Annotated in this window: 6 protein-coding genes; all 6 read right to left on the bottom strand. The window is 45.6% G+C overall.

Going from position 1 to position 7,225, the window contains the following annotated elements:
• The coding region (locus TBC1_RS17970; protein WP_062037064.1) for a hypothetical protein at positions 1 to 780 on the bottom strand (780 nt) is incomplete at its 3' end.
• A gap of 137 nt (positions 781 to 917) precedes the next feature.
• Positions 918 to 2,252 (bottom strand): T9SS type A sorting domain-containing protein, encoded by a 1,335-nt coding sequence (locus TBC1_RS00675; protein ID WP_082189422.1) that lies wholly within the window; start codon positions 2,250 to 2,252, stop codon positions 918 to 920.
• 100 nt (positions 2,253 to 2,352) lie between these two features.
• Positions 2,353 to 3,288, bottom strand: a complete 936-nt coding sequence (locus TBC1_RS00670) for a glycoside hydrolase family 17 protein (protein ID WP_062037059.1) — start codon at positions 3,286 to 3,288, stop codon at positions 2,353 to 2,355.
• Entirely contained in the window at positions 3,272 to 4,195 is a 924-nt protein-coding gene (locus tag TBC1_RS00665) for a glycoside hydrolase family 17 protein (RefSeq protein WP_062037056.1), read from the bottom strand. The genes TBC1_RS00670 and TBC1_RS00665 overlap by 17 nt, the downstream gene beginning before the upstream one ends.
• Before the next feature lie 47 nt (positions 4,196 to 4,242).
• Positions 4,243 to 5,673, bottom strand: coding sequence for an MFS transporter (locus TBC1_RS00660; protein WP_062037053.1), 1,431 nt, complete (start codon positions 5,671 to 5,673; stop codon positions 4,243 to 4,245).
• A 42-nt stretch (positions 5,674 to 5,715) separates the two neighbouring features.
• The gene (locus TBC1_RS00655) at positions 5,716 to 7,212 is read right to left on the bottom strand and encodes a glycoside hydrolase family 30 protein (RefSeq protein ID WP_062037050.1); all 1,497 of its coding nucleotides are present in this window, start codon (positions 7,210 to 7,212) and stop codon (positions 5,716 to 5,718) included.
• Positions 7,213 to 7,225 lie beyond the last annotated feature (13 nt).

The raw sequence follows: 7,225 nt of genomic DNA, 5'->3' as shown, positions 1-7,225 counted from the left end.
GGCAAACTGCGTTCCCTGGTAGTTGAAGTTGGCATACTTCATGGTTTCGTTGCCCGCGATCAGCGGGAAAGTTACAACGGTTGTCTGGCCCCAGTTGGGGTTGAAATCAGTGCCGGCCACATTGGTGTAAGCACCGCTGAATACCGAGACAACATCTTCGGGTTCGCGCACCGGTGGCTCCGGTGCTGCTACGGTTGGCTCACCGGGCGAAGTGCCTTGTTCGTTGAACGTGATATTGTCGAAGTAAATAACATTGTCCTGCGTTCTTCCCGACAGATTAAAGTCGGGGAAAATCACGATCTGATCGTACATGCCTTCTGTTCCCGGAGGATTGGGATAAGCAGAAAAATCAAACGTAAGCTCCTCCCATTGATTGATCAGGGTGTTGGCCACTTTGATTTCGGCCTGCGCCCAGCCGCTGGCGGCCACCAGTTTAATTCCCACATCGCTGATCACGGATTTCCAGACCATGATTTTGATAATGGAGTTGGTTGCATCCAGCACGAAAGGCCCAAGGTCATCATCACCATGAGCTGATTCACATCCTGCCCAGGGTTGACCGCTTTGAAGAGCCGTGAACGAGGCTACCGTTGCAGAGGTATTGATTCCACTCTGGTCAGGGTTGGTGATGATCCCCAGCGGGGCATTCGGTCCGTTCTCAAACACGGTCCAGGTCCAGTCGGCTCCATAACCACCTGTTTCAAAATTGACAGGTGCGTTTTGAGCAAAGGTTATTGACACAATAAGCATCAACAACAAGAGAAATCCTGTTTTTTTCATATATTTTTTTTAAAAAATGAATGTAACGATCCACTTGCTTTACAGCACCGGATATGATCAAAGAAGGTTGCGATTTGTGACTGTAAAGAATGAGCCGTCAACAATCTGACGGCTCACCCATCACAAATTTATCTTTGTTAGTTTACAATGAGTTTGTGCGTTTGAATTAAACCATCTCTGGTTTGGATTCTCAGCAGATAAGCTCCACGGTTGAGGTTTCCGGTTTCAATGGCCGGATTGTTGACGGAGATTAAAGCCCTGCCGCTCAGGTCTAGCACATCGACCTGATAAACGTTTGATCCGAGGTAAATCTGACCACCCTGCTCTACAGGATTCGGATATAATACAACCCTTTTGCCGGTCAGGCTGATATCAGAGGTGCTTACCGGCTCCCCTTTATAAAAGTAAAAGTTATCAACATACACATTGCTTAAACCGGTTGGCTGACCTACCAGAATATACTGTGCGATATTATTCAAGGCATTTAATCCGGTGAAATCGGTCAAAGGGATTTCCAGGCTGACCCATTGAGACTGCGCCAATCCTTCAAAATTGACCTGGTGTTCTGAATCATCACCTCCACCAAAGGCACCATCAGGGCCAAAATCAACCAGTTTGATTCCGAAGAAAGTGAAATTGGGCGACCAAACATCTAAATGCAACTGAAGCATTTCCGATATATCGATTTGATTCTGAACGGTCTCAATTCCGGCATAATCCAGGTTGTAATATCTTTTAGTGGGATTGCCTGCGATGGTAAGCTCTTCGAGCATTGCTGCCGACCATCCTGTAAGCCAGGTATCTACAGGTACATTGGTATAAGCATCGCTGAACAGCGAAATAACATCCCCGGGATTGCGCTGAGGAGGAATGGGCGCTGCAACTGTTGGCACATCAGGATTACTTCCACCCTGAGGATTGAAGGTAATATTGTCAAAATATACAATATTATCCTGCGTTCTTCCGGATAGGTCAAAGTCGGGGAAAATGATGATCTGATCCAATTGTCCCTGATCAGGGGGAGGGTTGATGAAGTTTGAAAAGTCGAATGTAAGCTCTTCCCACTGATTCACAAGAGTGTTGGCAACTTTGATTTCACCTTGCGACCAGCCCAATGGGGAAGCCAGTTTGATGCCAACATCGCTGATCACAGATTTCCAGACCATGATCTTGATAAGATTATTGGTTTCATCCAATACAAATGGGCCAAGATCGGCATTGTGTAAAGATTCGCATCCGGCCCATGGATTTCCGGTTTGCAAAGCGGTGAATTTAGCAACAGTAGCTGAAGTGTTTGCACCGGATTGATCAGGATTTGCAATAATTTCCAACGGAGGATTGCTGTCGTTTTCAAAAACAGCCCAGGTCCAGTCTGCTCCGAATCCGCCTGATTCAAAATCAACCGGATTGTTCTGGGCAAAACTGACTGATGCAATAAGCATCAATAAAATAGTCGTAGTTTTTTTCATCATTTATTTGGTTTTAGGTTAATAAATTGGTTGACATTATTAAAACTGCTTATTTCAAAGAATTCAGGAATGTTGTCAGGCGTTTAAGTATTAAACAATTATTTCATTCTTGCTGTATCAATTTTCTTACGGCCATTTTGGGCGTTCTGTCAGACCTGAAAAGGCCCCAGTGTTTCTCGGGTTCCAGTGGTTCCGATGATCCTTTCCATGATTCATCAAAAGCTTCAAAAAAGAAAGCAAGGATATTTTCTTTCTCAACCCATTCCATGAGTTTTTCAAAATAGATCATCTGAAATTCTTCATTTACATGCCAGGGATTGATTCCTCTTCCGTTCGAATTGGTTGCCCATCCGGCTTCCGTGATTACCACCGGCTTGTCGGGATATTTACCGGCAACCGAATAGTAGTTTTGTTTTGAATAGTCAAGCGACTCGTTGATGTGCTTGTATTCCCAGACAGGATAGGTATGAATGGAAATAAAATCCACCCCGGCGGCCAGTTTTTCCAGCTTCAGGATCCATGGCGCGTAATTTTCGCAGAAAGTAACGGGCTGTTTTGCTTTTGCTTTGACCCTGCTCACATATTCCAGCACACTGCTCTCGGGAACGTAATGGTCGGTCCATTCAACACACGCTTCATTCCCCACCGAAAGTGAAAAGATGATGCCGGGATATTGATTGCCAAGTTCAATCAGTTTATCAATCTTGTCAATATTGCTTTTGCGGTTCTCGGTAAGTTGTTCCTCCGAATACACACCTCCGTTCCAGGGGCAGTTGAAATTGTTCATCTCGGCTACAATGTATGCGCCCAACATTATTCTGAAGTCCAGCTTTTCCCGGGTGATAACATCCAGAACCGTCCGGGTGTGCTCATCACAGTCGAACAACCGCAAGTATTTCCAATGATCCTTGAGAAGCAGAAGATCTTCCTTTACCTCCTCATAACCAGGATAAACACCCCCGGGTTTCTGACCTTCCCTGAACCCGGAATAGCACAGCGCTTTTCCGGGTATAATGCCTAATTTATGAAATGTGTCCATCAACAAATTTTAGTTTTTCCGACTTATCCCAGATCCCCCAGTGGGCGCCAACATCTCCTTCCGGACCGACCTTCCATGTTTCATCAAAGGAAGAAAAATAGAAAACTTCAATATTCTCATCTATCGCCCACAGGTTTGTGTTGATGAAATACTTCATGGCATTTAGATTTGAAGGCTCTGCCCCTCTCAGGGACTGACCCTGGCTAGGCCAGCCGGTTTCGGTGATGATGACTTTTTTGCCGTTGCCCGCCATCAGTGCGTGATGATACATCTGTTGCATATGCTCAAAAGAGTCGTTGAAGCCGGTACCTTCCCAGAAGGGATAGCAGTTGCAGAAGATCACATCACAAGCCTCGGTTATGGCCGGCCTTTCGGCGAATTCATAATAGGCATCAACATAGCCAACAGGGATATCCGGGATTTCCTTCTTTACATAACTGATAATTTCCAGCAGTTCGTGTTCCGTTAAATCCTTCCTGTAAAGCACTTCATTCCCCACTGCAGCATAATCCACGTATCCGTCGCGGGCCAGTTGAATCAGGCTCATGATTTCCTGAAGGTTCTTTTCCTTATCCGTTCCCAGCCAGGCTCCCACCAGGGTTTTCATGCCGAACTCCTTTGCAATTTTAGGAACCAGCTCATTGCCTTCGATGCAGGAAAACGATCGTACCGAATTGGTGTAAGGTTTAAGTATCTGCATTCTTCTTCTCACCTGCGCATCGGATATAATCGTTCCGGGTTTTTGCCCCTCTTCGTAAATGCTGAAGCAGAATCCGCTTACGCCTCCGTGGAGCACTTCCAGGAACAAACTTTTAATATCTTCCGGAGACTTTTCGTCGTACAACAATTCTTTCCGGATTCCTTCCGGCCTCTTGAAGTTCTGTAATCGTTCCTTTCTAAATGACATATTTTTCAGATTTTGGGTTTCGGTTTAACTTTGTTTTTGATCGCTGATTACAACTCTCCCCTCCGGTTGACCAGCTCTTTTTTAATTTCCATCGCTCTTTCTTCCGACAGATCATACTTCCACATAACCCAGATTGCCAGGGCTGCAGTAGTTGCAGGTACAAGAATATCGGCAAGCCTTAAATTGGTGATGGTATCAGCCGTCTGCTGTGCGGCATTCTGGTCGAAACCCACCAGCTTCAGCACCAGGCCACCCAGTACCAGGGCAAGTCCCTGCCCGAGTTTTACCATCCACCAGTAGATGGCCCCGAAAGTACCTTCCTTGCGGGGCATACCATTGTTTAACTCATCGAGGTCACAAACATCTGCGGTCATGCTCATCATAAGGGTAAACAATCCGCCGATTCCAAATACCATTAAGGGCAGGGGCATAAACATCAGCCAGGGATTTTCAGGATTAAAGCCCCACCATTTCAAAGCATAACCTATAATGGAAAGGAACGTTGAATAGATAAAAGCCCGGCGCTTACCCCACCGGTTCGCCATCCAGGTAATTACCGGGATAATTATAAAGGCAGTGCACATAGCACTCACGGTTGAGAACCATGCCGGCCATGTTCCGGCAAGGCCGTAATCACCCTTGAACAAATAAAAAACGATGATAAAATAACTGAACGATGCAACCATCTGAAAGCCGTTGAATACCAGGAATGTTGCCGCGCAAAGCCTGACAAATGTCATATTCTTAAAAATCAGCACCATGTTGTGAAGCAAACTCCTGAAATTTCTTGCAATGTTCTTCAGTGTGAGTTCATCGCGGTTGGTAAGGTTGGTCTGGTCAATTTCTTTGCAGAACAGGGCAGGCATCATACCCAGAAACATACAGATAGCCCCGACTACAATTGACAAATTGCGAACACCAACCGCCTGTGTGGAGAATAAATCAGGATTGGCAATAATGACCCAGAACCAGGGGACAATCATCCATGCCATCTGCCCGATGGTTTGCGAAAATCCCATCAAACGGGTGCGTTCGTTGTAATCAAAAGTCATTTCATATCCCAAACCGATCAGCGGAGTAGAAAACATAGTGTTTCCAATCAGGTAAACCATAGAAAGGATCAGAAAATACCAGAAATTATACATTTGTGAATTATCCGGGCTGAGTTGCCATAAAACGGCGAATAAAATTCCGCTGAGAATGGCTCCGATAAATATGTAAGGTTTTCTGCGTCCAAACCGCGATTTTGTATTATCCGAGATATAACCCATGATGGGGTCGGTAATAGCGTCAAAAAAGCGTGGCAGACCTCCTAGTAATCCTGCCAGAAACGGATCCATCCCAAAGGCGGTAAGCAAAAAGAAAGCGAAGACCCCAAGTGATCCGGGCAATAAATTATTCACAAGATGCCCGGCTCCGAAGGCTGCTTTTTGTGCCAGGGGAACCTTGTCTTTTAACGGTGTTACATGGGTTGACATAGTTTATTGATTTTAGGTTATTCAATAGTTGTCAGAATATTCTTATTTGCTTTTTATCAGAATGGTTTGCAGGGCTTTCCCATTGATGGCAAATTCAACCGATTTTTCATGCAGGGTTAAATGAACTCCTTTTGCCGCTTCTTCAGGATTAAATACGATTACAGCAATGCTGCCATCGGGATTGCGGGCTGCTGTTACCATAAGGCTGTCCCCGGTATTCGTAAATCCGATTCTTACTGCCCCGGGCCGGATAAACCTGCTGAAATGTGCAAGGGTGTAATATAAGGGGGTAAAATAGATTTCATCTTTATCAGGGTCAACAATAACGGGGGCAACACACCAGTTTTTTGCCCAGTTAGGTCCGCCTTGTCTGTCAAGGACCATATTCCAGTCCACCCATCCATCTATCCCGTTGTTCAGGCATCCGATGATATCGCGTGCGTACCGGTATACAGGAACATATTTCGGGTGCAGGTATTTCTGGTCTTCGGGGGCCCAGGTCCAACCCCAGTCGGTGGCTTCCTCCGACCAGTACCAGGCATCATCTTTCCACCTCGGCACCTGTGCATCAACGCAGGCTTCCGTGTTAATCAAATGCTTACCGGGAGCTTTATTTACAACATACTGCAAAGCTTCGGGGAAATACTCAAAGGTGCTGGCATACCAGTGCACTGCAGTTCCATCGAAATAATCCCCGGCAATTTCGTCACCGAACATAACATCCACCCAAATTTTTAACTGTTCATCACGATTCTGGTCAAATCCCAGAATTTTTACATTACGCCCCTCAGATTTCAATCTTGGTCCCAGATGATTTTTAACAAATTCCGTCATTTCATGAGGCGTGTAGTGCATGCTTTCCCAGTTGCTGTCGTTGCCCAATGGTTCGTTTTCAACCGTAACTCCCCATATATCTATGTCTTCAGCTCGATAAGCGTCCAGATATTTTGAAAAGAACAACGCCCAGGTGTTATAATATTCCGGCAACAGTTTTCCGCCGCGCCAGTCCTTGTTGTCTTTCATCCAGGGCGGCGCGGTCCAGGGAGACGAGATAATATTAAAACCCTCCTTCGAAATGGCCTGGGCATCTTTGATCATGGGAATGATGTCATCCATATCTTCCTTTACGGAAAAATGAAGCAGTTCCATATCTCCATCCACAGGGGCATAAGAGTAGTTGCCCAGTGAAAAATCGCAGGAGTTCATGTGGGTGCGCGTGAGGGAATAGCGGGCCCCGGATTCACCAAAATAGGCTTCCAGGACTCTGTTCCGGTTTTCCTTGCTTACCCGGTTGAGCAAGTGGGCAGAAGCTTCGGTAAAGGAACCCCCGAAACCCACGATTGACTGAAATTCCTGCTCAGGCAATATGGAAATTTCCGCTTTTATCTCAGAATCCGGGAATTCAGTCAATCTGGTGAGTTGATTTCCGTTTGCCGATGTCTCAAAAATTTCAACTTCCAATGGTTTCGGATTATTACAACTACTCATCAGGATGATTATGAGAAAGTAAAAGAACAAATGTTTTGCAGCTGCCTTCATGTTGCTGGTTTTT

It is taken from the genome of Lentimicrobium saccharophilum (assembly GCF_001192835.1).
Lineage (GTDB): Bacteria > Bacteroidota > Bacteroidia > Bacteroidales > Lentimicrobiaceae > Lentimicrobium > Lentimicrobium saccharophilum.
This window is presented reverse-complemented; position numbering and strand designations above follow the sequence as displayed.